This window comes from Massilia sp. 01N410 (assembly GCF_056399665.1).
Map to the genome: position 1 here is coordinate 229,295 of NZ_JBFTRV010000003.1, position 25,566 is coordinate 254,860.

Below are 25,566 nucleotides of genomic sequence, written 5' to 3' on the forward strand. Positions count from 1 at the left end.
ATCCTAGTGCGGCGGCGGGCCGATATGAATGGATGAAACTGGAAAAAACTTGTACTATTTTTCCATTCGACTCCGACCGCCCCGGTCTTCGCCATGCCTGCCGCCCTCACCCAGCCGTCCGCCGCCATCCCGCAATTCGCCCTCTACGGCGAGCTCACAAGGGGCGTCGATGCCGAGGGCGTGCACGTCGAACTGATCGAGACGCGCAGCCGCGGCTACGACTGGCATATCGGCATTCACACCCACGCCGGCCTGTTCCAGGTACTTTTTTTATTCGGCGGACGCGTAAGAGCCACCCTCGGCGACGAGGTCCGCGAACTCGACGGCCCGGTCGCCCTCACCATCCATCCCTCTCTGGCCCACGGTTTTGAATTCTCCGAAGAGACCTATGGCTACGTCCTGACAATCGACCAGAACATGCTGTTCGCCGCCGCCGGCGAGGACGGCAACCTGTTCACCTCATTGTTCGTGGAGCCGCTCGCCATCGGGCTCGGACCGCTGCCGGAAGCGCGCGAGCGCATCGAGGCGCTGCTGCGCAACCTGATCGCGGAAGCGGCCTGGCCGCGCCAGGGCCATACCCTGATGCTCGACTGGCTGTCGCGCTGCGTGCTCTTGACGCTGGCGCGGGTGCAGGCCGAACGGCGCATCGCCGAAAGCTCGGGCCGCAAGGACTTCGAGCTGTTCAGCCGCTTCCGCACCGAAATCGAGCGCCGCTACAAGGAGCAATGGCGGGTGCCGCAATACGCCGACGCGCTGCGCGTGGCGCCGGTGCGCCTGAATCGCCTGTGCCTGAAAATCGCCGGCAAGACGGCCTTCGAGATGACCCAGGAGCGCCTGATGCTGGAGGCCTGCCGCAAGCTGACCTATGTGCCGGCCAGCGTGGCCGGCATCGCCTATGAGCTGGGGTTCCAGGACCCGGCTTACTTCAGCCGGCTGTTCAAGAAGCTGGTGGGGGTGACGCCGAAGGAGTATCGGCAGCGGACGCAGGCGGACGAATGAACCGTCGTCCCCGCGAAGGCGGGGATCCAAGTTTGCGTGAGCACCTGCAAGTTCAAACGCTACAGGTATGCGCCAAACTTGGGTCCCCGCCGGCGCGGGGACGACGTGGAGATCACGCGGGCACGACGGGGTAAGCTACAACATCGCCCCCAACTCCACCTGCGTCTTGATCATCGCCGGCAAACAACGCTCCACCATCTGCTCCACCGGCAGCCGGCCCGCGTGCACGCTCACGTTCATGGCCGCCACCACGTCGCCGCGGAAATTCCGCAGCGGGACCGAGATCGTGCGCAGGCCCAGTTCCAGCTCCTGGTCGACCAGGGCATAGCCTTGCGCCCGGGCGCGCGCGATCTCGAGCGCCAGGCGTTCCTTGTCCACGATCGTGTACTGGGTGATCTGCTCGGGCGTGGCCTGGGCCAGGAAACGTTCGATGTCGGCCTGCGGCAGGGAGGCCAGCAGCATGCGCCCGTTGGCCGTGCAATAGGCCGGCACCCGGGTGCCCGGCTGCAGGGTGGCCGAGACCAGGCGTCCGGCGCTGACCGCCGCCACGCAGACCAGCTGGTCGTGGTCGAGCACCCCGACCGAGGCCGCCTCGCCCAGCGAATACGCGAGCCGGTACAGCGGCGGCTGGGCGATGCGCGGCAGGCGCGCCGAATGCAGGTAGGACTGGCCGAGGCGCAGCACCGCCGGGGTCAGCGAGAACAGCTTGTTCTCGTGCCGCATATAGCCCAGGTGGGTCAGCGTGATCAGGTAGCGGCGCGCCGCCGCCCGCGTCAGGCCGGTGGCCACGGCCACCTCGGCGATCGACAGGCGCGAACGCTCCTGGTCGAAGGCCTCGATCACCTTCAGGCCTTTTTCGAGGCCGCCGACGAGATCCCGCTCCAGCGGCGCGTCAGGTTTTTCGCTCATGTGCAAATTGGCAGGGGTTTTGTGCGAGTATCGCACAAAGTGCGCGCATAGTGAACGCTGCAGCACTTTGCCGGCTTGTCGCTGCCGCCGTCCTTCCCTACCATCGTTTGCACAACAACCCCTCCCAAGGAGACTCGCTGTGAAATTCGATGCCATCGAGCCGGGCGTCTATCCGGAACTCGTCTATCCCGCCTATAAATCGACCGTCAAGCGCGGCCCGCTGCAGCCCAACCTGCGCATCGAGGCCCCGGCGCCCGTCACGCGCAATATCGTCGCCGGCCCCCACATCCTGCTGCCGAACGACACCGACCTGACCGCCCACGGCCAGGGCGAGCCGCTGGGCGAGAAGATCGTGGTCACCGGCCGCGTGGTCGACGAGGACGGCAAGCCGGTACGCAACTCCCTGGTCGAAGTCTGGCAGGCGAATTCGGCCGGCCGCTACTGGCACAGCAAGGACCAGCACGCGGCGCCGCTGGATCCGAACTTCCACGGCCTCGGCAAGATGCTGACCGACGACGACGGCCGCTACCGCTTCGTCACCATCAAGCCCGGCCCCTACCCCTGGGGCAACCACGACAAGGCCTGGCGTCCGGCCCACATCCACTTCTCGCTGTTCGGCAACGTGTACGCACAGCGCCTGGTGACCCAGATGTACTTCCCGAGCGACCCGCTGTTCGACTACGACCCGATCTTCCAGAGCGTGCCGGACGAAGCCGCGCGCCAGCGCCTGATCTCGCGCTTCAGCCTCGAACACACGGTCGGCGCCGAGATGCTCGGCTACGAATTCGATATCGTCCTGCGCGGACGCGACGCCACCCCGATGGGCCTGTAAGGAGACAACACATGAGCAAGATCACGACTTCCCAGACCATCGGCCCGTTCTCCCACGAAGCCTGGCAGTGGGCCGCCGACGCCTGCACGCCGGCCAACCTGAAGACCAGCGGCCCCACCGTGCTGGTCGGCGGCATCATCTACGACGGCGACGGCAACCCGATCAACGACGCCCAGATCGAAGCCTGGACGCCGGATGCCGCCGCCCTCGAAGCCGAACACATGATCCCCGGCTTCCGCCGCGTGCCGAGCGGCGCCGACGGCGAATTCAGCATGCGCATCGCCGCGCCGCTGGATGCCGCGGCGGGCGAACCGCTGGCCTACATCACCGTGTTCGCGCGCGGCCTGGTCAAGCACCAGTTCACCGCCGTTTTCCTCGAGGACGCCGCCGGCCTGTCCCAATCCGCGATCCTGAACCAGGTGCCGGAAGCGCGCCGCGCCACCCTCCTCGCCCGCAAGACCGGCGACGGCCAGTACCACTGGGACATCTGGATGCAGGGCGAGAAGGAAACCGCCTTCTTCGATTATGTATGATGATGCGGGCATGACAGCCAAGCGACGGGAGCGCCAGTGAGTGTATCGATCTTCGACAGTTTTCTGACCACGCCCGACATGGAAGCCGCCTTCGACGACGCGGCGGTGGTGCAGGCCATGCTCGACTTCGAGGGCGCGCTGGCGCGCGCCCAGGCGGCAGAGGGCCTGATTCCGCAGGCCGCCGCCAGCGCCATCGGCAGCGTCTGCAAGGCGCAACTCTACGACATCCCGGCCCTGGTCCGCGCCGGCCGCCGCGCCGGCAGCCTGGCGATCCCGCTGGTGAAGGAGCTGCAGAAAACCGTGGCGCTGTACGACGAGGAAGCGGCGCGCCACGTGCACTGGGGCAGCACCAGCCAGGATGTGATCGACACCGGCCTGGTGCTGGTGACGCGCGACGCCCTGCGCCTGCTCGACGAGGGCCTGCACGAGCTCTCCGGCCACCTGCTGAAGCTGGCCGAAGACCACCTGTCCACGCCGGTGCTGGCGCGCACGCTGATGCAGCCGGCCCAGGTGACCAGCCTGGGCTTCAAGGCCACCGGCTGGCTGGCGCCGCTCGTGCGCGCACGCGAGCGGATGCGCGAGGCGGCCGCGCGCGGCCTCCAGCTGCAACTGGGCGGCGCCGTCGGCACCCTGGCCGTGATGGGCGAGCATGGCCCGGCGGTGGCGCTGCGGGTAGCCGCCGACCTGCGCCTGCGGGTGGCGGACGCCGCCTGGCACACCCAGCGCGACGAGTGGGTGCGCCTGGGCCTCGAAGTGGCGGTGCTGGGCGGCAGCCTGGGCAAGCTGGCCACCGACCTCGGCCTGATGGCCCAGGGCGAGGTCGGCGAACTGGCCGAGCCGTCCGGGAATGGCCGCGGCGGCTCCTCGGCCATGCCGCACAAGCGCAATCCGGTGTCCACCATGATCGCGCTGGCCGCTGCGCGCCGCACGCCCCAGCATGCGGCGGCCCTGCTGGCCTGCATGGACCAGCAGCACGAACGGGGCCTCGGCAACTGGCAGGCCGAACTGGCCGAATGGCCGCCGATCTTCCTGTCCGTCCACGGCGCCCTCGGGGCACTGAACGAAGCCTTTGCCGGCCTGGCGGTCGACCGCGAGCGCATGCTGCACAATATCGACGCCCTGCACGGCCTGGTATTCGCCGAGGCGGTATCGAGCTATCTGGCCGGCGCCATCGGCCGGCCGAAGGCGCATGCGCTGCTCGAAGACCTGAGCAAGCGCGCCGCCACCGGCCCCCAGGGTCTCGACCAGCTGGTGCGGGATGCCGTCGCCGCCGATCCGCAACTGGCCGCTCACGTCGATCCCGCCCGGCTGGCGCGCCTCTTCGATCCGGTGGCCGCCGCCGAACCGGCGCGCCGCCTGGCCGAAGCCCAGCTGCATGGCCTGCGCCTGTCCATGGACAGGCTGGCAGCCACCCACCCATTTCATGAATGAGCCACACCGATGAGTTTCGATCCGCTTGACCACGATTTCGAACGCGGCCTGCAGAACCGCCGCAACGTCCTCGGCGACGCCTGGGTCGACCGTTCCCTGAACAACGCGACCAGCTTCAATGCCGAATTCCAGAACCTGATCACGCGCTTCGCCTGGAACGAGATCTGGGGCCGCCCCGGCCTGGACCACAAGACCCGCCGCGCGATCGTCCTGTCGATCACGGTGGCGCTCGGCCGCTGGGAGGAATACGACCTGCACGTGCGCGCCGCCCTGCTGGGCGAGGCCGGCAGCCGCCTGACGCCCGACGAGATCAAGGAAATCCTGATGCAGTCGGCCATCTACGCCGGCGTCCCCGCCGCCAATACCGGCTTCACGCACGCAATCGCGATCCTGCGCGAAGTGGCGGACCAGATCGGCTACGTGCTGGAGCCGTCCGCTCCCGGCGCGGTCTCGCATTCCGGCACCGGCCGCGAAGGCCGCACCACGAGCACGCCCGCCCTCCACTACAGCGTGCGCGAGCCACGCAGCGGCAAGGCGCCGCGCCACACCGTTGTACTGAGCCATGCGCTGGGCTGCGACCTGGACATGTGGGACGGCCTCGCCAACGTCCTCGCGCAGGACTGCCGCGTGATCGCCTACGACCATCGCGGCCACGGCAGCTCGGACGCCATCGACGGCCTGTACTCGATGGCCGAACTGGCCGACGACGCCGCCCGCCTGCTGCGCGAACTCGATACCGGGCCGGTGGTCTGGGTCGGGCTGTCGATGGGCGGCATGGTGGGCCAGGAGCTGGCCCTGCGCCACCCTTCCCTGGTGCGCGCGCTGGTGCTGGCGAACACCACCAGCGGCTATCCGCAAGCCGCGCGCGAAGTCTGGGAACAGCGCATTGTCACCGTGCGCGAACGCGGCATCGAAGCGATCGCCGACGCCGTCATGGCGCGCTACTTCCACGAAGCTTTTCGCGCGCAGAAGGCCGGCACGGTGGCCCGCTTCCGCCGCCGCCTGGTGACGACCGATGCGGTGGGCTATGCCGGCTGCTGCGACGCGGTCGGGAAGGTCGACACCACCGCGCGCCTCGGCCAGATCGGCGTGCCGGCGCTGGTGATCGCCGGTGAGCTGGACCAGGGTACGCCGGTGGCCATGGCGCAGGCTTTGGCGGAAGGGATTCCGGGGGCGTCGCTCACGGTGCTGAAGGAGGCGTCGCATTTGAGTGCGGTGGAGCAGCCGGAGGGGTTCAATCAGGCGGTTGCGGGGTTCATCGGCACGCTCTGATCCGTCATCCCCGCGCAGGCGGGGACGCCGGTAAGCGCTTTACAAATCCAGCACCAACATAGGTGTCTTCGCCCGCGAACAACAAGGCGTGAACTGGTCGTTCGCCGCCTGCTCCTCCTCGGTCAGGTACATGTCGCGGTGCTCCGGCACGCCCTCCAGCACCCGTGTCAGGCAGGTGCCGCACACTCCCTCCTCGCAGGAATACGCGATCTCGATGCCCTCGGCTTCCAGCGCTTTCAGCACCGTGGTGCCGGCCGGTACCGTCACGATCCTGCCGTTCGAGGCCAGTTTCACTTCGAAAGCCTGGTCGCCGCCGGTGTCCACCGCTGCCGCGCTGAAGTACTCGACATGCAGCTGGGCCGGCGGCCAGCCAAGGCCGCGGGCAGCGCCCAGCACGTGGTCGATGAAGCCCTGCGGGCCGCACACGTACAGGTGGGTGCCCGCATCCGGATTCGCCAGCAGCGCCGCCAGGTCCAGTTTCTGGGCGTCGTCGCCGCTGTCGTAGTGGAAGTGCACCTGGCCCGCCAGGTGGGATGCCGCGAGGCGCTCCCTGAAGGCGGCGCGTTCCGGCGAGCGCGCGCTGTAGTGCATCTCGAAGGCGGCACCCTTGGCGGCCAGGGCCTCGGCCATCGCCAGGATCGGCGTGATGCCGATCCCGCCCGCGAACAGCAGCGTGCGTCGTGCCTCGACCAGCGGGAAGTGGTTCTTCGGCGCGCTGATGGTCAGCTTCGAGCCGGTGTCGATGTGGTCGTGCATGGCCTGGGAGCCGCCGCGCGAATTGGCGTCGCGCAGCACGCCGATCTGGTAGCGGTGGGTCTCGCCGGGCGGATTGCACAGCGAGTACTGGCGCACCAGCTTGTCGCCCAGGTGTACGTCGATGTGGGCGCCGGCCTCGAAGGGCGGCAGCGGCGCGCCGTCCAGGCGCACCAGTTCATAGCTGCAGATGCCGTCGGCCTCGCTGGCCTTGCGCGCCACGCGCACGTCGAAGGTCGTCATGCCGCCGCCTCCCCTGCCACCTGGCCGGCGTGCTCGCGCGCCAGCCACTGGTCGATGATGCGGCGCGACTGCACGCCGCCGGCGTCGATGTTCAGCATCAGCAGCTTGCGCTCGGGATGGCGCAGGATGTTCTGCTGCTGCAGTTCCAGCATCTCGCGGTCCTCGCCGAAGATCTTGCCCTGGCCTTCGCGGATGGTGCGGGTGAGCTCTTCGTCCTGCGGCTTGAAGTTGCGCGCCATGCCCCAGAAGTACCAGTGGGAGGTCTCGGTTTCCGGGGTGATGAAGTCGACCACGATGCTGGATGCCTTGTGCGCCGCGTCGGCGTGATAACCGCCCTTGCCCGCGTGCGCGACACCGACCTCGATCATCACGTGGCTGGGCGCGCTGAAGCGGCAGATCTGCCAACGGTCGACCGGCACGTCGTCGGCCAGGCCGTTGCCGCGCAGGGCCGCCTGCCAGAACGGCGGCGCGATGATGTTCTCCATGAAGCGGCTGGTCACCACCTGCTCGCCCTCGACCTTGGTGTTCACCGGCGCCTCGTCGATTTCCTTCTGGCCGATGCTGGACGCGTGCACATAGGTCTCGTGGGTCAGGTCCATCAGGTTATCGACCATCAGGCGGTAATCGCAGTTGATGTGATACAGGCCGCCGCCGTAGGCCCATTCGGGATTGTCGGCCCATTCCAGGTGGTGGATGGTGGCGGGATCGGCCTTGTCCTTCTCGCCCGGCCAGACCCAGATGAAGCCGTAGCGTTCCTCGACCGCGTAGCTGCGGATGCAGGGGAAGCCGCGCACGCGCTGGCCCGGCATGCTGATCGCCTTGCCCTCGCAGCCCATTTCCAGGCCGTGGTAGCCGCACACCAGGTTGCCGTCGCGGACGAAGCCCAGCGACAGCGGCGCGCCGCGGTGCGGGCAGAAATCCTCGACCGCGGCGACCTTGCCTTCCTTGCCGCGATAAAACACGATTTTCTCGCCGCAGATCTGGCGGCCGAGCGGCTTGCCATCGATTTCATCCGGCGTGCAGGCCACGTACCAGGCGTTTTTCGGGAACATCTTTGTCTCCTATTTGTTGGCTATATTCAGTACACTGAATGTAAGAAAAGTATCACGCGTTTGGACGACGAAGTAAACTACGATGACGAATATTTTTATGGTGCGCCGCACCAATACTGACGGGAAACATGCCGACCAATACCGCACGCGCCATTGACGCCGCACCGCTCGACCTCTACGAACATCCAGGCCACCTGTTACGGCGCGCCCAGCAGATCGCGGTGTCGATTTTTTACGACGAACTGGGGTCCGAACTGACGCCGGTGCAGTACGCGATCCTGAGCCGCCTGGCGGAACAGCCGGGCATCGACCAGGTATCGCTGGCCGGGCTGGCCGCCATCGACACCTCGACCGGGGCGACGGTCTGCGCCCGGCTCGAAGAGAAAGGCTTGCTGGAGCGCAAGGTGATCCCGCACAACCGGCGCCAGCGGGCGCTGACCATCACGCCCGAGGGCGCGCGCCTGCTGGATGCGCTGGAAGCCGGCGCCCTGCGCCTGCGCCAGCGCCTGCTGGCGCCACTGTCGCCGCCGGAGCAGGCGCAGTTCATGGCGCTGCTGGAAAAGCTGGTGAATGGGAATAATGAGCAGAGCCGGGCGCCCTTGAATCCCCGTCGTCCCCGCACCGGCGGGGACGAAGGATAGTGCTTTCGCAAGCGTCAGACCGGGCATTGCCCGGCACGACGGCTGGGGTTAGTCCACGCCCGGATCCTTGAACTTCTCGACCTTGTCGAACTCGACGTTGTACACCCCGCCGTTCAGCTGCTCGGCCTTGCGGATGTAGACGGTCTGCACGATGTCGCGGGTCGCCGGGTCGATGCTGACCGGGCCGCGCACGCTGGTCCAGGACATGCCCTTCATCGCTTCCAGCAGTTTGGCGCCGTCGCTGTTGCCGCCGGTTTTCTTCAGGGCCGCGTACAGCAGCTGCATGCCGTCGTAGGCGCCGACCGCGTGGAAGTTCGGGCGCATGTCCTTGTTGGCCTTGGTGAAGGCGGCGACGAAGGCCTGGTTTTCCGGCGAGGGATGGGCGGCCGAATAGTGGTGGCTGCTGACCACGCCCAGGGCGGCATTGCCGATCGAGGGCATCAGGTCGTCGTCGAGCACGTCGCCGGTGGCGATCAGGCGGATGCCGGCGGCGGCCAGGCCGCGGTCGGTGAACTGCTTCAGCACGGCCGCGCCCTCGCCGGACGGCACGAACACGAACACGGCGTCCGGCCTGGCGTCCTTCACGCGCGCCAGGAAGGGCGCGTAGTCCGGGTTGCGCAGCGGCGCGCGCAGCGAGGCGAGGACCTTGCCGCCGGCCTGGGTGAAGTCCTTGACGAAGACCTTCTCGGCGTCGATGCCGGGGCCGTAGTCGGCCACGAAGGTCACCACCGACTTGATCTTGTTCTTGGCCGCCCACTGGGCCAGCGGCGCGGTCACCTGCGGCAGGGTGAAGCCGGTGCGCACGATGTAGGGCGAGCGCTGCGGGATCACCGAGGTGGCGGCGTTCATGACGATCATCGGCACCCTGGCCTGGGTCGCGATCGGCGCCGCGGCGAAGGCCAGCGGGGTCAGGCCGAAGCCGGCCAGCACCTGCACCTTGTCGCGCGCCACCAGTTCCTGGGCCAGGCGCTTGGTGACGTCGGGCGAGACGCCGCCGTCGTCCTTCAGGATGACTTCGATCTTGCGGCCGGCCACGGTGTCGCCGTTCTGCTGCATGAACAGCTTGACGGCGGCGTCGACCTGGCGGCCGGTGGAGGCGAAGGGACCCGACATCGGCACGATCAGGCCGACTTTCAGCGGCTCGGCGGCGTGGACGCTGCCTGCGGACAGGCCGGCGGCCAGCATGGCGGCGCCGAGGACGATGGTGCGGCGGGTGGGGTTCATTCGATTCATCGGTTTATCTCCTGTTTATATTGTTTGAATGTTTTCTGTACCTAAGCGACGGCCACCAGGCGGTCGAGCTTGTCGCCATCGGCCAGCAGGCTGGCGCTGTCGGATTCGTGGACGATGCGGCCGCGGTCCAGCACCATGGCGCGCTCGGTCAGCGACAGCGCCAGGCGCGCATGCTGCTCGACCACGATCACCGACATGCCTTCGTCGGCGATCAGGCGCCGGATCACGCGCACCAGTTCCTGCACGATGATCGGCGCCAGGCCTTCCATCGGCTCGTCGAGCAGCAGGATGCGCGGGTTGGTCATCAGCGCGCGCGCGATCGCCACCATCTGCTGCTCGCCGCCCGAGAGCTGGTTGCCCATATTCGCGCGCCGCTCGCGCAGGCGCGGGAAGATCTCGTAGACGCGCTGCAGGTTCCAGGGACCCGGACGTTCCACCACCGTCAGGTGTTCCTCCACCGTCAGCGACGGGAACATATGGCGCTCCTGCGGCACCCAGCCGAGGCCGGAGCGCGAACGCTGGTGGGTCGGCATGCGCGCCAGGTCCTTACCGGCCCAGCGCACCGCGCCCTTGTGCATGCGGGTCAGGCCCATCAGCGTGACCAGCAGGCTGGTCTTGCCGACGCCGTTGCGGCCCAGCAGGGCCAGGCTGGCGCCCTCCTCCATCGAGAACGAGACGTCTTCCAGCACGATGGATTCGCCGTAGCCGGCGCTCACCCGGTCGAATGCAAGCAGTTCAGGCATGTTCGGCCTCCCCCAGATAGACTTCCTTGACGCGCGGGTCGGCCGCGATTTCCGCCGGTGTGCCTTCGGTCAGCACGCTGCCGCCCACCAGCACCGTGATGCGCTCGGCGAAGCGGAACACCAGCCCCATATCGTGTTCGATGAACAGGATGGTGACGTCGCGCGGCAGCTGGGCGATCACCTCGAACAGCTCGCGGCTCTCGGCCTGCGGGATGCCGGCCGCCGGTTCGTCCAGCAGCAGGATGGCCGGCTTGGTCGCCAGCGCCAGCGCGATCTCGACCAGGCGCTGCTTGCCGTAGGCCATGCTGCTGGTAATGCTGTTGGCTTCGTCGGTCAGCTTCAGCGTGGCCAGCAGGGCCATCGCCTCCTCGACCACGTCGGCATGCTTCTCGACCGTCTTCCACCAGACCTTCTGCAGGCCGCGGCGCTCGCAGATCGCCAGCGCTACCGATTCCAGCACGGTCATGCCGGCGAACAGGGTATTGATCTGGAAGGTGCGGGTCATGCCCAGCTTGACGCGCTCGTGCTGCGGCAGGGTCGTGATGTCGTGCCCGCCCAGCCACACGCGGCCGGCGGTCGGCAGCAGGGCGCCGGTCAGCAGGTTGATGAAGGTGGTCTTGCCGGCACCGTTCGGGCCGATCAGCGCATGGCGCGCGCCCGGCGCGAAGGTCAGCGAGACGTCGGTATTCGCCTTGAAAGCGCCCCATTGCTTGGACAGCGCTTCGGTGCGCAGGGTGCGGTCGTTGGTGCTCATGTCTCTCATGCTTGCTCCTTGCGCGCGGCCGGCTTGAAACGCTGGGCCAGCTTTTCCAGGCCGCCCAGGATGCCGCCGCGTGCGAACAGCACGATCAGCACCAGCAGCAGGCCGATATAGAACTGCCAGTAGGCGGGATCCAGGCCGGAGATGTAGTCCTGGGCGACCATGAACACGGCCGCTCCCACCAGCGCGCCGTACAGGCGGCCGGTACCGCCCAGCACCAGCATGATCAGCAGTTCGGCCGAACGCGGGAAGCCGAGCGAGTCGAGGCCGACGAACTGGGTGGTCTGGGCCAGCAGCGCCCCTGCCACGCCGGCGATCGCGGCGCCGATGGTGAAGGCGACCTTCAGGCGGCGCTCGACGTTTGCGCCGATCGCCGGCATGCGGCGGCCGCCTTCGCGGATGCCGCGCAGCGACAGGCCGAAGGGCGAGTTGACGATCCGGCGCAGCAGCACGAACAGCAGGAACAGCACGCCCAGGCTGTACCAGAAGGCGGTCTTGCCGTAGAGGTCGAACTCGAAGCTGCCGAACAGCGGCTTCACGACCATGCCGGACAGGCCGTCGACGCCGCCGGTGATGAAGGCCGCCTTGTTGGCGGCCTCGAACAGCATCAGGCCGATGCCGAGGGTGACCATCAGGCGCGCCAGGTCCTGGCCGCGCACCACCAGGAAGCTGACGATGAAGCCGGCCACGCCGGCCACCACGGCGGCGGCGAACAGGCCGGACACCGGTTCGCCCCAGCCGTGCACCGACAGCAGGCCGGCGGTGTAGGCGCCGAGGCCGAAGAAGGCCGCATGGCCGAGCGAGACCATGCCCGCATAGCCCAGCACCAGGTCGAGCGAGAGCGCGAACAGGCCGACGATCATGATCTGGCTGACCAGCACCAGGTGGTTCGGGAACAGGAACCAGGACGCCACCGGCAGCAGCCAGAACGCGATTTCGAGCGGCTTCCAGCGGTCGTTGGGCAGGCGCGCCTGGATCGGTGCGGCGGCCGGCGATGCCGGGGCGGCCGGCTTGGCGGAAGACGCCAGCTTGGTATCGATGGGTGCGCTCATGCTTTCCTCCTGACGAGGCCGAAGGGGAAGAGGATCAGCAGCACCACCATCAGCGTGTAGATGACGAAGGCGCCGACTTCCGGCACGTAGTACTTGCCGGCGACGTCGAACACGCCGAGGATCAGGGCGGCGATCAGCGGACCCTTGATCGAACCGGCGCCGCCGACGGCCACCACCAGCAGGAAGTAGACCATGTACTTGACCGGGAAGCTCGGGTCGAGGCCCAGCACGTCGATGCCCAGGCCGCCGCCAAGGCCGGCCAGGCCCGAACCGAGGGCGAAGGTCAGGCTGAACACGCGGCTGACGTTGATGCCCAGGCCCGCCGCGGCGGTCTGGTTGTCGACCGAGGCGCGGATCTGGGCGCCGAAACGGGTGCGCTCGATCAGCAGCACCAGCGCGGTGGTCACCAGCACCACCACGCCGATCAGGAACAGGCGGTAGACGCCGAGGTCGAGGCCCAGCACGTGGACCTGGCCGCGCAGCCAGTCCGGCAGGTTGACCGGCTGCTGGGTCGGGCCGAACAGCCAGGTGGCGCCGGCCACCGCCATGAAGGTCAGGCCGATCGAGAACAGCACCTGGTCGAGGTGGCTGGCCTTGTACAGGCGGCGGTACAGTGTCCGTTCCAGCACCAGGCCGACGATGGCGGCGGCCAGGAAGGCCAGCGGCAGGGTCGCCAGGAAGGGCAGCCCGAGCCGGGACAGCAAGGTCACGCAGACATAGCCGCCGATCATGGCGAAGGCCCCGTGGGCCAGGTTAATGAAGTTCATCATGCCCATCGTCACCGAAAGGCCGACGCTAATCAGGAACAACAGGCTGCCATAGGCTATCCCGTCGAACAGCACGCCGATCATATTCCCGATCATGGCTGCCTCCCGTCTGTCTCGTATCGCTTGTTCATGCTTGTCTCCAGCTACTCTTCTTTTTGATACTCGTTTATACCCGTTCGATCACCATCGCGATACCCTGCCCCACGCCGATGCACATGGTGCACAGCGCATAGCGGCCGCCGGTGCGCTGCAACTGGTAGAGCGCGGTGGTCACCAGGCGCGCGCCGCTCATGCCGAGCGGGTGGCCGAGGGCGATGCCGCCGCCGTAGGGGTTCACGCGCGGGTCGTCGTCGCGCACGCCCAGTTCGCGCAGCACCGCCAGCGCCTGCGAGGCGAAGGCTTCGTTCAGCTCGATGATATCGATCTGGTCGATCGTCATGCCGAGGCGCTCCAGCAGCTTCTTCGACGCCGGTGCCGGGCCCATGCCCATCACGCGCGGCGCCACGCCGGCGGTGGCCATGCCGACGATGCGGGCGCGCGGGGTCAGGCCGAATTGCTTGACGGCGTCGGCATTCGCCAGCAGCAGCGCGCAGGCGCCGTCGTTCACGCCCGAGGCATTGCCGGCGGTGACGCTGCCCTCGGCATGCACCACGCCCTTCAGTTTGGCCAGGGCTTCCAGGCTGGTTTCGCGCGGATGCTCGTCGCGGGCGAAGACGACGGGGTCGCCCTTCTTCTGGTTAATCGTGACCGGCACGATTTCCTCGTCGAACAGACCCTCGCGCTGGGCGCGCGCCACCTTCTGCTGGCTGGCCAGGGCGAAGCGGTCCTGGTCTTCGCGCGACACCTTGTAGTCGACCGCCACGTTCTCGGCCGTCTCCGGCATCGAATCGGTGCCGTACAGCTGCTTCATCAGCTTGTTCGGGAAGCGCCAGCCGATGGTGGTGTCGTAGATCTGGGCGTTGCGCGAGAAGGCGCTGTCGGCCTTGCCCATGACGAAGGGCGCGCGGCTCATCGATTCGACGCCGCCGGCGATCATCAGGCGCGCTTCGCCGGCGCGGATGGCGCGCGCGGCGATGCCCACCGCATCCATTCCGGAGCCGCACAGGCGGTTCACGGTGGTGCCGGGTACTTCTTGCGGCAGGCCGGCCAGCAGCGCCGACATGCGGGCCACATTGCGGTTGTCCTCGCCGGCCTGGTTGGCGCAGCCGAAGATCACGTCGTCGACCTGGCTCCAGTCCACGCCGGGATTGCGCTTCACGAGTTCGCGCAGCGGGATGGCGCCGAGGTCGTCGGCACGCACGTCCTTCAGCGCGCCGCCGTAGCGGCCGATCGGGGTGCGGATCGCATCGACAATGAATGCATCTTCCATGGTGTTCCTCATTGGTTATTCTGCAGAAGCGGGGCGTCGGTAACGGCCTGCAGTTCCTCGAACGTCAGGCCGGGTGCCATCTCGCGCACGGCCAGGCCCTGCGGGGTGACGTCGAGCACGGCCAAGTCGGTATAGATGCGGTTGACGCAGGCGACGCCGGTCAGCGGATAGCTGCAGTTGCGCACGATCTTGCTTTCGCCGGTCTTGGTCTGGTGGTCCATCATGACGAAGACCTGCTTGGCGCCGATCGCCAGGTCCATCGCCCCGCCCACCGCCGGGATCGCGTCCGGCGCGCCGGTATGCCAGTTGGCCAGGTCGCCCTTCTCCGATACCTGGAAGGCGCCCAGCACGCAGATGTCGAGGTGGCCGCCGCGCATCATCGCGAACGAGTCCGCATGGTGGAAGTACGCGCCACCGGTCAGCAGGGTCACCGGCTGCTTGCCGGCGTTGATCAGGTCTTCGTCTTCCTCGCCGGGCGCCGGGGCCGGACCCATGCCAAGCACGCCGTTCTCGCTGTGCAGCAGCACTTCGCGGTCGGCCGGCAGGTAGTTGGCGACCTTGGTCGGCAGGCCGATGCCGAGGTTGACGTAGGCGCCGTCGTGGATGTCCTGGGCCACGCGCGCGGCGATCTGGTCGCGGGTATAACGGTTCATGCTCATGCTGCCTCCTTCACCACGCGCTGGACGAAGATGCCCGGCGTGACGATGACTTCCGGATCGAGTTCGCCGAGTTCGACGATCTCGCTCACCTGGGCGATGGTGGTCTTGGCCGCCATCGCCATGACGGGGCCGAAGTTGCGCGCGGTCTTGCGGTACACCAGATTGCCCCAGCGGTCGCCGCGCAGCGCCTTGATCAGCGCGAAGTCGGCGTGGATGGGCGACTCCAGCACATAGTTGCGGCCGTCGATGACGCGGGTCTCCTTGCCTTCCGCCAGCAGGGTGCCGTAGCCGGTCGGGGTGAAGAAGCCGCCGATGCCGGCGCCGGCCGCGCGGATGCGCTCGGCCAGGTTGCCCTGGGGCGTCAGTTCGAGCTCGATCTCGCCGGCCCGGTACAGCGCGTCGAAGTGATGCGAGTCGGCCTGGCGCGGGAACGAGCAGATGATCTTGCGTACCCGCCTGGCTTTCAGCAGCGCCGCCAGCCCGGTTTCGCCGTTGCCGGCATTGTTGTTGACGATCGTGAGGTCGCGCGCGCCCTGCGCGATCAGCGCGTCGATCAGGCTGGAGGGCATGCCGGCGTTGCCGAAGCCGCCGATCATCACCGTCGCGCCGTCGTGGATATCGGCGACCGCCCTCTCCAGCGATTCGAATGTTTTATCAATCATGTTTCCACCTTGTCCGTGCGCCGGATCTGCCGACGCACTTGAAATCGTGTACTTGAAATCCCAGCTCCGTTGTTCGATAATCGCACACATGATCGATTACCGTCCAACCAAGTGTATCGGCTGGCTGGCCGGAAGGTCAAGAAAAAACACCAACCGGACGCGAAAACCCACCCGCCCCTGTTTTACAATCGCCGCCATGACAAAAACGACCACCAAGACCACGCAGCCCGCCGAACCGGCAGAACCCGCCGCAGCGCCGGAAGAGCGCGAGCCCACCATTGCCGAGCAGATCGACGCCCTGACCGACCCCAGCTTCATGACCTCGCTGGCGCGCGGCCTGGCGGTGGTGCGCGCCTTCAGCGATTCGCGCAAGCCCCAGACCATCGCCCAGATCAGCCAGAAGACCGGGATCCCGCGCGCCGCCGTGCGCCGCTGCCTGTACACCCTGCAGCAGCTGGGTTACGTGGACGCGGAGCTGAACAACTTCTCGCTGCGCCCCAAGGTGCTCACGCTCGGCTACTCCTACCTGTCGTCGACGCCGCTCACGGTCTCCAGCCAGCCCTACCTGAACAACATCACCCGCGAGCTGGGCGAATCGAGTTCGCTGGCGGTGCTCGAGGATGGCGAAGTGCTGTACGTGGCGCGCTCGGCGGCCTCGCGCGTGATGTCGGTGGCGCTCAACACCGGCAGCCGCCTGCCGGCCTACTGCACCTCGCTGGGACGGGTGATGCTGGCCCACCTGCGGCCGGACGAGCTGGACGCCTACTTCGCGCGCGTCAAGCTGCGCCCGATGACCGAGCACACGGTGGTGAACCAGAAGCGCCTGCGCGAGCTGCTGGCCGGCGTGCGCCAGGACGGTTACGCGCTGATCGACGAGGAGCTCGAACTGGGGCTGCGCTCGATCGCGGTGCCGGTGCGCGGCGCCTCGGGCCAGGTGCTGGCGGCCCTCAACGTCGGCGCCCAGGCCGCGCGCGTCACCGTGGAACGGATGAAGCAGGAGTTCCTGCCGGTGCTCCTGCGCGGCGCGCAGGAGCTGTCGGTGCTCCTGCCCTGATTAGAAAGTATGGCGCAGGCCGGTCATGACACCGTTCTGGCCCAGGCCGGCGCCTACGGTGCCGCCGGCATCCAGCGCCACTGCGGACGTGCCCTTGTTGGCCATGCGGCCGATCGAGGCGTACCAGGCGGTGCGCTTGGAGAGGTTGTAGGTCAGGCGCGCCACCAGCATGTTGACGTCCGAGCTGGAGTTCTTGGTGTCGCGGCGGGCGACCTGGGCGTCGATGACGTAGGCGCCGATCGGGTGGCTGAGGCCGATGTAGTAGAGGTCGGACTCGGTGTGGCCGGTGGCGGCGTGTGTGTCGCGGTCGATCAGGCCGGCGCCGATCTTGGTCGCGCCCAGCATCACGTAGCCGTTGAGGGTGGTGCGGACATCGGTGTTGTCGCTGCTGGTCAGGCCGCCGGCGGCGCCGGTATTGCCATACATGCGGTCGTAGGAGGAATTCACGCCCCAGTCCTTGACCTCGTAGCCCACCAGGGTCGTGTACTGGCGGCAGGCCCTCGAATTGCCCGCGACCTCGCCCGCGCAGTTGGTGGCGGCCGGTCCGCCGGCGGCGGAGGCATCGCGCCCGAAACTCCAGGTGGCGCCCACCACGAAACCGTTGAAGTTGCCCATGTAGCCGATCGCATTGTCGCTGCGCGCATTCGGCAGGTAGGCGTCGATGCTGCCGACCGCGAACAGGTGCGGTCCCAGCACGTCGGACTTGAGCTGCGAGATATAGGTCATGTTCAGCTGGCGGCCCAGCGTGATGGCGCCCCACGATCCCTTCAGGCCGACGTTGGCCTGGCGGCCGAACAGGCGTCCGCCCTGCTGCTGGGTGCCGGTGTCCATCGCCAGACCGTTTTCCAGTACGAAGAAGGCCTGCAGGCCGTTGCCGAGGTCTTCGGTGCCACGGAAGCCGATACGCGACGGGAAGGAGCTGGTCAGCGAAGGCATCTTGAACATGTTGTCGCCGGCGGCGTTAACATTGGTCATGTAGGCCACGCCGCTATCGACGATACCGTAGATCGTGACATTGGTCTGTGCGCCGGCGGCGGAAGCGGCGAGGCCGCAGGTCAGCGCCACTGCGCTGCAGATGATGTTCTTCATTGTGTCTCCTAGGATTAATTATCTGCGTTCGATTATCGAACAAGTTGTTGCTTATCGAACGCTAAATAAATACTATGTTCGGTAGCCTGATAATGTCAACAAGATACGTGCAACAAGACAACACTTCCCAAAGGAGACATGCATGAAGCGCAGGACCCTCGCAACCGCAATCGCCACGCTGGCCGCCATGAGCACCCTGGGCGCCCTGCCCGCGCAAGCCCAGGACACCATCAAGGTGGGCGTGATCGCCGCCTTTTCCGGGCCCTTCGCCGACTACGGCAAACAGATGGAAGGCGGCATCAAGGCCTGGATGGCCCAGCATGGCGACACGGTCGCCGGCAAGAAGATCCAGGTGATCTACAAGGACACCACCGGCCCCTCGCCTGAAATCGCGAAGCGCCTGGCGCAGGAACTGGTGGTCCGCGACAAGGTCGATTTCCTGGCCGGCTTCGGCCTGACGCCGGAAGCGCTGGCGGTGGCGCCGATCGCCCAGCAGGCGAAGAAGCCGATGATCGTCATGAACGCGGCCACGTCCGTCATCACCACCAAGTCGGATTACATCGCGCGCTTCTCGATGACCTTGCCGCAGATCTCGGCGCCGATGGGCGACTGGGCGGTGAAGAACGGCATCAAGAACGTCGCCACCGTGGTGGCCGACTACGGCCCCGGCATCGATGCCGAGAAGGCCTTCAGCGAGCGCCTGCAGAAAAATGGCGGCAAGGTGGTCGAGGCGATCCGCGTGCCGCTGAAGAATCCGGAGTTCGCGCCCTTCATCCAGCGCATCAAGGACGCCAGGCCGGACGCGGTGTTCGTGTTCGTGCCGGCCGGCGAACAGAGCATCGCCTTCATGAAGGGCTACCGCGAGCGCGGCCTGGCGGAAGCTGGCATCAAGGTGATCGCCACCGGCGACCTGACCGACGACCACGTGCTGCCGGCGATCGGCGACGCCACCCTGGGCGTGATCACCACCTTCCACTACTCGGCGGCCCACAAGTCGCCCGAGAACGATGCCTTCCTGAAGAGCTTCGCGCAGGCCAATCCGAACGGCGGCCGCCCCAATTTCATGGCGGTGGGCGCCTATGACGGCATGCATGCGATCTACGAGGTCAGCCAGAAGCTGGGCGGGAAGATCGATGGCGACAAGGCCATGGCGGTGCTGAAGGGGATGAAGTTCGAGAGCCCGCGCGGCCCGATCGCGATCGACCCGGCCACCCGCGACATCGTGCAGAACGTCTACGTGCGCAAGGTCGAGAAGCTGAACGGCCAGCCGTACAACGTCGAGTTCGACAAATTCCCGAACCAGAAGGATCCGGGCAAGTGAACCGCCACACGGGGCGGCGAACGAATTAAAGCCCCTGCACGCTGAGCGCGTGCACCGCCGCGCGCAGCTGCGCCTGCAGCTGCGCGCGTTCTTCCTTCCCGAGGCCGGCGGTCATGATGTTTTCCACTTCCACCACCAGCGCGTCGCAGTCGCGCAGGACCTCTTCGCCGGACGCCGTCAGGCTGATCTGGATGATGCGTCCGTGGGCCGGGTCCGGCCTGCGCTCGATCCAGCCCTTCCCTTCCATCTGCTTGACCATCTCGTTGGCCGACTGCGGCGAGATCATGGTGCGCGTCGCCAGCTGGGCGTTGGACAGCGAGCCGTACGCGCGGAACACCGACAGCGCGGTGTACTGCGGCACCGACAGGCCGTAGGGCGCCAGGCTTTCGCGCAGGCGCTGGTTGAGGACGTGGTCGAGGCGTCCGGCCAGGTAGGCCAGCCCGGTCGGTTTTGCCGGCATGGCCGCTGGCGAAGATTTTTTTTCGATTGCCATAAAAGATGCTTGTCAGGGAAAAGAGCTGCGTATAGTATAAGGCACATATCAGGTAGCCTGATACTAAACAAACCACTGAGGAGACATTGTATGTCCAAATACGAAGCGCGCTGGCAGACCGTCAAGGTCGACGTCGACAACGGGATCGGCTGGATCACCCTGAACCGCCCGGAAAAGCGCAACGCCATGAGCCCGACCCTGAACCGCGAGATGATCGACGTGCTCGAGACGCTGGAGCTGGACGACGACGCCCAGGTGATCGTGCTGACCGGCGCCGGCGAAGCCTGGACCGCCGGCATGGACCTCAAGGAGTACTTCCGCGAGACCGACGGCAAGCCGGAAATCATGCAGGAGCGCATGCGCCGCGATTGCTCGCAGTGGCAGTGGAAACTGCTGCGCATGTACAGCAAGGCGACCATCGCGATGGTCAACGGCTGGTGCTTCGGCGGCGCCTTCTCGCCGCTGGTGGCCTGCGACCTGGCGATCGCCGCCGACGACGCCGTGTTCGGCCTGTCCGAAGTCAACTGGGGCATCCCGCCGGGCAACCTGGTCAGCAAGGCCGTGGCCGACACCATGGGCCACCGCCAGGCCCTCCACTACATCATGACCGGCGACACCTTCACCGGCAAGGAAGCGGCCGCGATGGGCCTGATCAACAAGAGCGTGCCGAAGGAACAGCTGCGCGAAGCCGTGATCGAACTGGCCGGCAAGCTGCTGGAAAAGAACCCGGTGGTGCTGCGCTACGCGAAGATCGGCTTCAAGCGCTGCCGCGAACTGAGCTGGGACCAGAACGAGGACTACCTGTACGCCAAGACCGACCAGTCGAACTACCGCGACCCGGAAAAAGGCCGCAAGGAAGGCCTCAAGCAGTTCCTGGACGATAAGACGATCAAGCCGGGCCTGCAGACTTATAAGCGCAGCTGAGCGAGAATCAGCACAACAACAATAATAATAATTTTCATCCAGTCACAATGAGGAGACCTCATATGTTCAACGCAGATCTGCTGTGCGGCGGCGAAGCCCGCGCCGCGTCCAACGGCGCCACTTTCGAGCGCCATGACCCCGCCACCGGCGACGTCGCGACCCGCGCCGCCGCCGCCACCCTGGAAGACGCCGACGCCGCCGTCGAGGCCGCGCGCGCGGCCTTCCCGGCCTGGTCGGCGATGGCCCCCGGCGCCCGCCGCGCCCTGCTGCTGAAGGCCGCCGACGCCATGGAGGCGCTGCGCGGCCGCTTCGTCGAGACCGCCGTGCTTGAGGCCGGCGGCGCGCCGATGTGGTACCAGTTCAACGTGACCCTGGCCGCCAACATGCTGCGCGAAGCGGCTTCGATGACGACCCAGATCGGCGGCGAAGTCATTCCCTCCGACGTCCCCGGCTCGCTGGCGATGGGCGTGCGCCAGGCCTGCGGCGTGGTGGTCGGCATCGCGCCGTGGAACGCGCCGATCATCCTCGGCACGCGCGCGCTGGCGATGCCTCTCGCCTGCGGCAACACGGTGGTGCTGAAGTCGTCGGAGCTCTGCCCCGCCCTGCACCGCCTGATCGGCCAGGTCTTCATCGACGCCGGTTTCCCGCCGGGCGTCGTCAACGTCATCAGCAATGCGCCCCAGGATGCGCCACAGGTGGTCGAGCGCCTGATCGCCCATCCGGCCGTGCGCCGCGTGAACTTTACCGGTTCGACCAAGGTCGGCCGCATCATCGCCCAGCAGGCCGCCAAGCACCTCAAGCCGGTGCTGCTGGAACTGGGCGGCAAGAACCCGGTGGTGGTGCTGGACGACGCCGACCTCGACGAAGCAGTCGAGGCGGCCGCCTTCTCCGCTTTCTTCAACCAGGGCCAGATCTGCATGTCGGCCGACCGCATCCTGGTCGACCGCAAGGTGGCCGACCGGTTCGTCGAAAAGCTGGCCGCCAAGACCGCCGGCCTGAAGGCGGCCCGCAGCGACGCCCCGCTGGCCGGCATGATCGACCCAAGCGCCGCGGTGCGCGTGGACGCCATGCTGCAGGATGCGCGCGCACGCGGCGCCAGGGTCACCCAGCTTGATCCCGGCGTGGACGGCAACATCATGCAGCCGGCCATCGTCGACGGCGTCACGCCCGAGATGCTGGTCTACCAGGAAGAATCCTTCGGCCCGATCGTCTCGGTGCTGCGCTTCGACAGCGACGAGGAAGCGATCCGCCTGGCCAACGACAGCGAATATGGCCTGTCGTCGAGCGTGTTCTCGCGCGACATCGGCCGCGCGATGGCGGTGGCCCAGCGCATCGAATCGGGCATCTGCCACATCAACGGCCCGACCGTGCACGACGAAGCCCAGATGCCCTTCGGCGGCGTGAAAGGCAGCGGCTACGGGCGCTTCGGCGGCAAGGCGGCGATCGCCGAGTTCACCGACCTGCGCTGGATCACGGTGCAGACCGGCCACCGCCACTACCCGATCTGAGCGAGCTGCCATGACCCGATCGACGAATGGCTTCGATGGCGGCGGCAGCGAATTGGACCGCGAATTGGGCCGCGAGTTGGACCAACAAACGGGCGCTGCGAAGCGGCGCGAGATCGAACTCGGCAACCCCGAGATCGGCGCTTACCAGGTGGACGGCATCTGGCACGTCGATGCGATCACGCCGCTGCAGGATTTCCCGCTGCGCTTCACCGACCGCCTGGTCGAGGGCGCGCGCCGGCATCCCGAGCGCACCCTGGTGGCGCGCCGCGGCGCGGACGGCGAATGGATCCGCCTGTCCTATGCGGAGGTGCTGCAGCGCGTGCGCCGCATCGGCCAGGCCCTGCTCGACCGCGGCTTGTCGGCGGAACGCCCGCTGGCCATCCTGTCCGGCAACGACCTCGAGCACTTCCAGCTGGCGCTCGGCGCGATGTACGCCGGGATTCCGTATGCGCCGCTGTCGCCGGCCTATTCGCTGGTCGCCACCGACCCGGCCAAGCTGGCAGACCTGATCGCCCAGCTGACGCCGGGCGCCATCTTCGCCTGCAACGGCACGGCCTTCGCGCGCGCCATCCAGGCCGTGATGCCGGCCGACGCGGAACTGATCCTGTGCGACGGCGAGGTGCCGGGCCACGCCGCCACCCGCTTCTCCGCGCTGCTGGAGACGGTACCGACCACCGTCGACGCCCGCAACCTTGACGTGGGCCCGGCGACCATCGCCAAGTTCCTGTTCACCTCCGGCTCGACCAAGAAGCCGAAGGCCGTGATCACGACCCACGGCATGCTGACCAGTAACCAGCAGATGCTGCTGCAGACCTTCCCCTTCTTCGGCAAGGAGCCGCCGGTTCTGCTCGACTGGCTGCCCTGGAACCATACCTTCGGCGGCAGCCACAACGTCGGCATCGTGCTGTACAACGGCGGCACGCTCTACATCGACGATGCCCGCCCGACCCCGCGCGACTTCGGCGTCACGCTCCGCAACTTGCGCGAGATCGCGCCGACCGTCTACTTCAACATCCCGGCCGGCTGGGAGATGCTGACCGAGGCGCTGGAAACCGATGCCGAACTGGCCGCCAACTTCTTCTCGCGCGTGAAGCTGTTCTTCTGCGCCGGCGCCGGCCTGTCGCAAGCGGCATGGGAGCGCCTCGACAAGGTGGCGATCGCCTGCTGCGGCGAATCGATCCGCATCATGACGGGCCTGGGCATGACCGAGACCTCGCCGTCCTGCACCTTCGGCACCGGGCCGATCGTGCGCGCCGGCTATGTCGGCGTGCCGGCGCCGGGCTGCAAGGTCAAGCTGGTGCCCGTCGGCGACAAGCTGGAAGCGCGCTTCCACGGCCCGCACGTGACGCCGGGCTACTGGCGCGCGCCCCACCTGACGGCCGAAGCCTTCGACGAAGACGGCTACTACTGCACCGGCGACGCCCTGCGCTTCTTCGACGAGAGCCGGCCGGAACTCGGCTTCATGTTCGACGGCCGCATCGCCGAGGACTTCAAGCTCAGCACCGGCACTTTCGTGAGCGTCGGGCCGCTGCGGGCCCGCGTGGTCAGCATGGGCGCGCCCTATGTGCAGGACGCGGTGGTAACGGGCCTGAACCGCCCCGTCATCGGCCTGATGGTGTTCCCGCGCCTGGAGCACTGCCGCGAACTGTCGGGCCTCGGTGCGGACGTATCGGCGGCCGAGGTGCTGGCGAGCGCGCCGGTGCGCGGTTTCTTCCAGAAACTGCTGCGCGAGCTGAATCGCGACGCCAGCGGTTCGTCGAAACGGGTCGACCGCCTGCTGCTGCTGGCCGAACCGCCCTCGATCGATCACCGCGAGCAGACCGACAAGGGTTCGATCAACCAGGCCGCCGTCCTGCAGCGCCGCGCCGCCCTGGTGGAGGCGATGTACGACGGCAGCGAGGAGCAGACCATCGTCGCGGAATAAGGCGTACAGCCAAGACTTACAACAACAGGCAGCACTCATTACAACGAGGAGACAGCATGAAACTGAAGACACTGGCATGCATAGGACTGGCCTTTCTACCCTTCGCCGGCACGTCCGCCTATGCCCAGGAGGGCGACACCATCAAGATCGGCGTGATCGCGGCCCTGACCGGCCCCTTCGTCCAGATCGGCAAGCCCTTCGAGGACGGCATCAAGACCTATATGCAGCAGTACGGCGACAAGGTGGCCGGCAAGAAGATCGAGATCCTCTACCGCGACGACGGCGGCAGCAACGTCGAGCTGTCGAAGCGCGCCGCGCAGGAGCTGATCGGCCGCGAGAAGGTCAGCTTCCTGATCGGCTTTTCGCTGACCCCGAGCGCGCTGGCCGTCGCACCGGTCGCCACCCAGGGCAAGGTGCCGATGATCGTCATGAACGCCGTCACCACCGGCATCACGGCCAAGTCGCCCTATATGCTGCGCACCTCGATGACCATGCAGCAGATGACCGAACCCTTCGGCGACTGGACCGCGAAGAACAAGATCGGCAAGGTGTATTCGCTGGTGTCCGACTACAGCACCGGCATCGACGCCGAGGCCCGCTTCACCAAGGGTTTCACCGAGGGCGGCGGCAAGATCGTCGGCTCGGCGCGGGTGCCGCTGGCTAATCCGGACTACTCGCCCTTCGTCCAGCGCATCAAGGACCAGAAACCGGAGGCGGTATTCTTCTTCGCCCCCGGCGTCGAAGACGGCGTCGGCATGCTGAAGGCCTACAGCGACAAGGGCCTGGACAAGGCCGGCATCAAGTTCCTGGGCGTCGGCGACATGACCAGCGACAGCCCGACCCTGGAAGCCCTGGGCGACCGCGCGCTGGGCGCGGTGACGGTGCTGAACTACTCGACCGCGCTCGACAACGAGGCCAACAAGTCCTTCCTGAAGGCCTATGCGGCGGCCAACCCGAACCGCCCGGCGCCGACCTTCGTCACCGTGGCCGCCTACGACACCATGGGCATGATCTACGAGACCATCCGCAGGCTGAACGGCAAGGTCACCGGCGACGCCGCCGTCAAGACCCTGTCCGGCATGAAGTGGAACAGCCCGCGCGGACCGATCAGCATCGATCCGAAAACCCGCGACATCGTGCAGAACATGTACATCCGCGAAGTCAAGAAGGTCAACGGCAAACTGGTCAACGAACCGATCGGCGTCCTCAAGGACGTCATGCCCGACTAAGCTCTAATTTCCCGCCATCGCAGTAATCCCCGCGGCCTCCAGACAGGCCGCGCGGGTCCCGTTCGTCCCGACGTTTTGTATTCGATCTGTCACCTTGCAGAGGAGTAGACACGT

The 25,566-nt window shown here is 67.1% G+C and carries 25 protein-coding genes; 12 read left to right on the plus strand and 13 right to left on the minus strand.

Annotated elements, in window-relative coordinates:
- Nucleotides 1-93: 93 nt before the first annotated feature.
- A complete protein-coding gene (locus tag AC1DOP_RS05990; protein WP_477250399.1) occupies nucleotides 94-999 on the plus strand; it encodes a helix-turn-helix domain-containing protein in 906 nt (301 codons plus the stop codon).
- Between the two features lie 135 nt (nucleotides 1,000-1,134).
- Here AC1DOP_RS05990 and AC1DOP_RS05995 read toward each other — a convergent pair whose 3' ends face one another.
- Entirely contained in the window at nucleotides 1,135-1,908 is a 774-nt protein-coding gene (locus AC1DOP_RS05995) for an IclR family transcriptional regulator domain-containing protein (RefSeq protein ID WP_477250401.1), read from the minus strand.
- 139 nt (nucleotides 1,909-2,047) lie between these two features.
- On the opposite strand from AC1DOP_RS05995, the gene pcaH reads away from it, so the two are divergent.
- From pcaH to pcaCD, 4 genes are read left to right on the plus strand one after another with little or no spacing between them, the layout of a single operon-like run.
- Complete coding sequence (pcaH, locus tag AC1DOP_RS06000) at nucleotides 2,048-2,740, plus strand: protocatechuate 3,4-dioxygenase subunit beta (RefSeq protein ID WP_477250403.1); 693 nt, start codon at nucleotides 2,048-2,050, stop codon at nucleotides 2,738-2,740.
- An 11-nt stretch (nucleotides 2,741-2,751) separates the two neighbouring features.
- Complete coding sequence (locus tag AC1DOP_RS06005; RefSeq protein WP_477250405.1) at nucleotides 2,752-3,273, plus strand: peptidase associated/transthyretin-like domain-containing protein; 522 nt, start codon at nucleotides 2,752-2,754, stop codon at nucleotides 3,271-3,273.
- 36 nt (nucleotides 3,274-3,309) lie between these two features.
- On the plus strand, nucleotides 3,310-4,704 hold the full coding sequence (pcaB, locus tag AC1DOP_RS06010) for a 3-carboxy-cis,cis-muconate cycloisomerase (RefSeq protein ID WP_477250407.1): 1,395 nt from the start codon (nucleotides 3,310-3,312) through the stop codon (nucleotides 4,702-4,704).
- 9 nt (nucleotides 4,705-4,713) lie between these two features.
- Nucleotides 4,714-5,976 (plus strand): bifunctional 4-carboxymuconolactone decarboxylase/3-oxoadipate enol-lactonase PcaCD, encoded by a 1,263-nt coding sequence (gene pcaCD / locus AC1DOP_RS06015; protein WP_441933696.1) that lies wholly within the window; start codon nucleotides 4,714-4,716, stop codon nucleotides 5,974-5,976.
- A 39-nt stretch (nucleotides 5,977-6,015) separates the two neighbouring features.
- Here the strand turns inward: pcaCD and AC1DOP_RS06020 are convergent, their stop codons facing one another.
- Both AC1DOP_RS06020 and AC1DOP_RS06025 read right to left on the minus strand, forming a co-directional pair.
- Nucleotides 6,016-6,972, minus strand: a complete 957-nt coding sequence (locus AC1DOP_RS06020) for a PDR/VanB family oxidoreductase (protein ID WP_441933698.1) — start codon at nucleotides 6,970-6,972, stop codon at nucleotides 6,016-6,018.
- Nucleotides 6,969-8,024, minus strand: a complete 1,056-nt coding sequence (locus AC1DOP_RS06025) for an aromatic ring-hydroxylating dioxygenase subunit alpha (protein WP_441933699.1) — start codon at nucleotides 8,022-8,024, stop codon at nucleotides 6,969-6,971. The genes AC1DOP_RS06020 and AC1DOP_RS06025 overlap by 4 nt, the downstream gene beginning before the upstream one ends.
- 128 nt (nucleotides 8,025-8,152) lie before the next feature.
- Here AC1DOP_RS06025 and AC1DOP_RS06030 point away from each other — a divergent pair, with 128 nt between their 5' ends.
- Nucleotides 8,153-8,665, plus strand: a complete 513-nt coding sequence (locus AC1DOP_RS06030) for a MarR family winged helix-turn-helix transcriptional regulator (protein ID WP_477250410.1) — start codon at nucleotides 8,153-8,155, stop codon at nucleotides 8,663-8,665.
- Nucleotides 8,666-8,713: 48 nt separating this feature from the next.
- Here AC1DOP_RS06030 and AC1DOP_RS06035 read toward each other — a convergent pair whose 3' ends face one another.
- The 8 genes from AC1DOP_RS06035 to AC1DOP_RS06070 form a co-directional block, all read right to left on the minus strand.
- Entirely contained in the window at nucleotides 8,714-9,889 is a 1,176-nt protein-coding gene (locus AC1DOP_RS06035; protein WP_477250556.1) for an ABC transporter substrate-binding protein, read from the minus strand.
- Nucleotides 9,890-9,939: 50 nt separating this feature from the next.
- Entirely contained in the window at nucleotides 9,940-10,641 is a 702-nt protein-coding gene (locus AC1DOP_RS06040) for an ABC transporter ATP-binding protein (protein WP_477250412.1), read from the minus strand.
- A complete protein-coding gene (locus AC1DOP_RS06045; RefSeq protein ID WP_441933892.1) occupies nucleotides 10,634-11,395 on the minus strand; it encodes an ABC transporter ATP-binding protein in 762 nt (253 codons plus the stop codon). Before AC1DOP_RS06045 ends, AC1DOP_RS06040 begins: the two co-directional genes overlap by 8 nt.
- A gap of 5 nt (nucleotides 11,396-11,400) precedes the next feature.
- Nucleotides 11,401-12,453, minus strand: coding sequence for a branched-chain amino acid ABC transporter permease (locus AC1DOP_RS06050; RefSeq protein ID WP_441933705.1), 1,053 nt, complete (start codon nucleotides 12,451-12,453; stop codon nucleotides 11,401-11,403).
- The gene (locus tag AC1DOP_RS06055) at nucleotides 12,450-13,316 is read right to left on the minus strand and encodes a branched-chain amino acid ABC transporter permease (RefSeq protein ID WP_441933707.1); all 867 of its coding nucleotides are present in this window, start codon (nucleotides 13,314-13,316) and stop codon (nucleotides 12,450-12,452) included. Before AC1DOP_RS06055 ends, AC1DOP_RS06050 begins: the two co-directional genes overlap by 4 nt.
- Before the next feature lie 70 nt (nucleotides 13,317-13,386).
- Nucleotides 13,387-14,589, minus strand: a complete 1,203-nt coding sequence (gene pcaF, locus AC1DOP_RS06060) for a 3-oxoadipyl-CoA thiolase (protein WP_477250415.1) — start codon at nucleotides 14,587-14,589, stop codon at nucleotides 13,387-13,389.
- 8 nt (nucleotides 14,590-14,597) lie between these two features.
- Nucleotides 14,598-15,242 (minus strand): CoA transferase subunit B, encoded by a 645-nt coding sequence (locus AC1DOP_RS06065; protein ID WP_477250558.1) that lies wholly within the window; start codon nucleotides 15,240-15,242, stop codon nucleotides 14,598-14,600.
- 2 nt (nucleotides 15,243-15,244) lie between these two features.
- Nucleotides 15,245-15,910, minus strand: coding sequence for a 3-oxoacid CoA-transferase subunit A (locus AC1DOP_RS06070; protein ID WP_441933711.1), 666 nt, complete (start codon nucleotides 15,908-15,910; stop codon nucleotides 15,245-15,247).
- A gap of 196 nt (nucleotides 15,911-16,106) precedes the next feature.
- On the opposite strand from AC1DOP_RS06070, the gene AC1DOP_RS06075 reads away from it, so the two are divergent.
- Nucleotides 16,107-16,964, plus strand: coding sequence for an IclR family transcriptional regulator domain-containing protein (locus AC1DOP_RS06075; RefSeq protein ID WP_441933713.1), 858 nt, complete (start codon nucleotides 16,107-16,109; stop codon nucleotides 16,962-16,964).
- Here AC1DOP_RS06075 and AC1DOP_RS06080 read toward each other — a convergent pair whose 3' ends face one another.
- On the minus strand, nucleotides 16,965-18,053 hold the full coding sequence (locus AC1DOP_RS06080) for a porin (RefSeq protein WP_477250418.1): 1,089 nt from the start codon (nucleotides 18,051-18,053) through the stop codon (nucleotides 16,965-16,967). It lies immediately after the preceding gene.
- A gap of 142 nt (nucleotides 18,054-18,195) precedes the next feature.
- On the opposite strand from AC1DOP_RS06080, the gene AC1DOP_RS06085 reads away from it, so the two are divergent.
- Complete coding sequence (locus tag AC1DOP_RS06085; protein WP_441933717.1) at nucleotides 18,196-19,374, plus strand: ABC transporter substrate-binding protein; 1,179 nt, start codon at nucleotides 18,196-18,198, stop codon at nucleotides 19,372-19,374.
- Between the two features lie 25 nt (nucleotides 19,375-19,399).
- Here the strand turns inward: AC1DOP_RS06085 and AC1DOP_RS06090 are convergent, their stop codons facing one another.
- On the minus strand, nucleotides 19,400-19,861 hold the full coding sequence (locus AC1DOP_RS06090) for a MarR family winged helix-turn-helix transcriptional regulator (RefSeq protein WP_477250560.1): 462 nt from the start codon (nucleotides 19,859-19,861) through the stop codon (nucleotides 19,400-19,402).
- A 96-nt stretch (nucleotides 19,862-19,957) separates the two neighbouring features.
- On the opposite strand from AC1DOP_RS06090, the gene AC1DOP_RS06095 reads away from it, so the two are divergent.
- The 4 genes from AC1DOP_RS06095 (at nucleotide 19,958) to AC1DOP_RS06110 (ending at nucleotide 25,452) form a co-directional block, all read left to right on the plus strand.
- Nucleotides 19,958-20,791, plus strand: a complete 834-nt coding sequence (locus AC1DOP_RS06095; protein WP_441933719.1) for a p-hydroxycinnamoyl CoA hydratase/lyase — start codon at nucleotides 19,958-19,960, stop codon at nucleotides 20,789-20,791.
- Nucleotides 20,792-20,853: 62 nt separating this feature from the next.
- On the plus strand, nucleotides 20,854-22,299 hold the full coding sequence (locus AC1DOP_RS06100) for an aldehyde dehydrogenase (protein ID WP_441933720.1): 1,446 nt from the start codon (nucleotides 20,854-20,856) through the stop codon (nucleotides 22,297-22,299).
- Between the two features lie 10 nt (nucleotides 22,300-22,309).
- On the plus strand, nucleotides 22,310-24,223 hold the full coding sequence (locus tag AC1DOP_RS06105) for a feruloyl-CoA synthase (protein WP_477250421.1): 1,914 nt from the start codon (nucleotides 22,310-22,312) through the stop codon (nucleotides 24,221-24,223).
- A 56-nt stretch (nucleotides 24,224-24,279) separates the two neighbouring features.
- Nucleotides 24,280-25,452 carry an ABC transporter substrate-binding protein gene (locus AC1DOP_RS06110; protein WP_477250423.1) on the plus strand — a complete coding sequence of 391 codons (1,173 nt, stop codon included), beginning with the start codon at nucleotides 24,280-24,282 and terminating at the stop codon, nucleotides 25,450-25,452.
- The last annotated feature ends 114 nt before the right edge of the window (nucleotides 25,453-25,566 follow it).

What these genes read in the sequence shown, in the direction of transcription:
- AC1DOP_RS06110 (WP_477250423.1), top strand. Translation starts at nt 24,280, where the DNA reads ATGAAACTGAAGACACTGGCATGCATAGGACTGGCCTTTCTACCCTTC.
- AC1DOP_RS06035 (WP_477250556.1), bottom strand. Translation starts at nt 9,889, where the DNA reads ATGAACCCCACCCGCCGCACCATCGTCCTCGGCGCCGCCATGCTGGCC.
- AC1DOP_RS06025 (WP_441933699.1), bottom strand. Translation starts at nt 8,024, where the DNA reads ATGTTCCCGAAAAACGCCTGGTACGTGGCCTGCACGCCGGATGAAATC.
- AC1DOP_RS06095 (WP_441933719.1), top strand. Translation starts at nt 19,958, where the DNA reads ATGTCCAAATACGAAGCGCGCTGGCAGACCGTCAAGGTCGACGTCGAC.
- AC1DOP_RS05995 (WP_477250401.1), bottom strand. Translation starts at nt 1,908, where the DNA reads ATGAGCGAAAAACCTGACGCGCCGCTGGAGCGGGATCTCGTCGGCGGC.
- AC1DOP_RS06045 (WP_441933892.1), bottom strand. Translation starts at nt 11,395, where the DNA reads ATGAGCACCAACGACCGCACCCTGCGCACCGAAGCGCTGTCCAAGCAA.
- AC1DOP_RS06055 (WP_441933707.1), bottom strand. Translation starts at nt 13,316, where the DNA reads ATGATCGGGAATATGATCGGCGTGCTGTTCGACGGGATAGCCTATGGC.
- AC1DOP_RS06080 (WP_477250418.1), bottom strand. Translation starts at nt 18,053, where the DNA reads ATGAAGAACATCATCTGCAGCGCAGTGGCGCTGACCTGCGGCCTCGCC.
- pcaF (WP_477250415.1), bottom strand. Translation starts at nt 14,589, where the DNA reads ATGGAAGATGCATTCATTGTCGATGCGATCCGCACCCCGATCGGCCGC.
- AC1DOP_RS06100 (WP_441933720.1), top strand. Translation starts at nt 20,854, where the DNA reads ATGTTCAACGCAGATCTGCTGTGCGGCGGCGAAGCCCGCGCCGCGTCC.
- pcaCD (WP_441933696.1), top strand. Translation starts at nt 4,714, where the DNA reads ATGAGTTTCGATCCGCTTGACCACGATTTCGAACGCGGCCTGCAGAAC.
- AC1DOP_RS05990 (WP_477250399.1), top strand. Translation starts at nt 94, where the DNA reads ATGCCTGCCGCCCTCACCCAGCCGTCCGCCGCCATCCCGCAATTCGCC.
- AC1DOP_RS06030 (WP_477250410.1), top strand. Translation starts at nt 8,153, where the DNA reads ATGCCGACCAATACCGCACGCGCCATTGACGCCGCACCGCTCGACCTC.
- AC1DOP_RS06075 (WP_441933713.1), top strand. Translation starts at nt 16,107, where the DNA reads ATGACAAAAACGACCACCAAGACCACGCAGCCCGCCGAACCGGCAGAA.
- AC1DOP_RS06065 (WP_477250558.1), bottom strand. Translation starts at nt 15,242, where the DNA reads ATGAACCGTTATACCCGCGACCAGATCGCCGCGCGCGTGGCCCAGGAC.
- AC1DOP_RS06040 (WP_477250412.1), bottom strand. Translation starts at nt 10,641, where the DNA reads ATGCCTGAACTGCTTGCATTCGACCGGGTGAGCGCCGGCTACGGCGAA.
- AC1DOP_RS06085 (WP_441933717.1), top strand. Translation starts at nt 18,196, where the DNA reads ATGAAGCGCAGGACCCTCGCAACCGCAATCGCCACGCTGGCCGCCATG.
- AC1DOP_RS06105 (WP_477250421.1), top strand. Translation starts at nt 22,310, where the DNA reads ATGACCCGATCGACGAATGGCTTCGATGGCGGCGGCAGCGAATTGGAC.
- AC1DOP_RS06005 (WP_477250405.1), top strand. Translation starts at nt 2,752, where the DNA reads ATGAGCAAGATCACGACTTCCCAGACCATCGGCCCGTTCTCCCACGAA.
- AC1DOP_RS06020 (WP_441933698.1), bottom strand. Translation starts at nt 6,972, where the DNA reads ATGACGACCTTCGACGTGCGCGTGGCGCGCAAGGCCAGCGAGGCCGAC.
- AC1DOP_RS06050 (WP_441933705.1), bottom strand. Translation starts at nt 12,453, where the DNA reads ATGAGCGCACCCATCGATACCAAGCTGGCGTCTTCCGCCAAGCCGGCC.
- AC1DOP_RS06070 (WP_441933711.1), bottom strand. Translation starts at nt 15,910, where the DNA reads ATGATTGATAAAACATTCGAATCGCTGGAGAGGGCGGTCGCCGATATC.